Source organism: Paraglaciecola sp. 20A4 (assembly GCF_011378905.1).
Classification (GTDB): Bacteria; Pseudomonadota; Gammaproteobacteria; order Enterobacterales; family Alteromonadaceae; genus Paraglaciecola.
In genome coordinates, this window is sequence record NZ_WTPY01000075.1 from 1 (window position 1) to 1,099 (window position 1,099).

Below are 1,099 nucleotides of genomic sequence, written 5' to 3' on the forward strand. Positions count from 1 at the left end.
GAGCAAGGTTATTCCGTCCCTGAAGCCGCTAAATCATTGGATATAGCCGCCAATATGCTCTACCGCTGGAAAGAGCTTCATGAACAGCAAATTCAAGGCAAAGTGCTTGTTGAAGATGAGCGGGAAGAATTGAAACGCCTGCGCAAAGAAAATAAAGAATTGCGTATGGAGAAAGAGATTTTAAAAAAGGCCAGTGCCTTCTTCGCGAAAGAAATGAAATAAAATTTCGTTTTATAAAGACACAAGCCGTGCATTATCCGGTGCGCATATTGTGTCGTGTGATGAAGGTCAGTAAGTCAGCCTATTACGCTTGGTGCGCTCGACCTGGCCAATTGATTACAGAGCACGAACTATCGCTTTATCGTCAAGCTAAAGCCCTGTTCAAAGCCAGTAGACATAGTTTGGGGAGCCGAGAGTTATCTAAAAAACTGCACGAAACAGGCTATGAAATCAGTCGATATCGCACCATCAAATTGATGAAGAAGTTGAATCTAAAAGTGAAGCAGCGCATCGCCTATAAGGTCACAACTAAGCGTAAACATAGCGATAAAGTGGCGAATAACCTGTTGAATCAAAACTTTAATCCGCTCGCTAGTGACGAGATTTGGGCTGGCGACATTACCTATTTGAAAACAGCAGAAGGCTGGATGTATCTGGCTATAGTGATGGATTTGTACTCTCGCCGTATTGTGGGATGGCAAATAGAAAAACACATGACCACTGACTTAATAAGTAAAGCGCTTATCAAAGCAGTGAATCTGAGGCAGCCTAAGGCTGGACTCGTATTCCATAGTGATCGAGGCTCACAATATACGAGCAAACATTTTAGTACGTTACTAAAAGGATATGGCATTCGCGCATCAATGGGCGATGTGGGGGCTTGTTGGGATAACGCAGTAGTAGAGCGGTTTTTCGGGAGTTTAAAACACGATTGGATATTAAAAATAGCTCAACCCACTCGTGAACATATGAAGCAAGATGTGGCTGACTATATGAAATATTACAACCAAGATCGGTTACATACAGCAAATGGCAATATGTCACCGATTAAATATGAAATATCTCAAAAGAGAGTGTCCGGTTGGAGTTGACCAGAACA

The 1,099-nt window shown here is 42.4% G+C and carries 1 protein-coding gene; it reads left to right on the forward strand.

Translation table 11 applies throughout. The features are described 5' to 3' along the window. Nucleotides 1-1,091 (forward strand): IS3 family transposase gene (locus tag GQS54_RS22875; protein WP_240920049.1). Its coding sequence is split into 2 segments (ribosomal slippage), with 1,092 coding nucleotides annotated over them: nt 1-181 and nt 181-1,091; the frame shifts between segments, so codons are not numbered across the junction. This gene is flagged as partial in the annotation. Nucleotides 1,092-1,099: the final 8 nt, after the last annotated feature.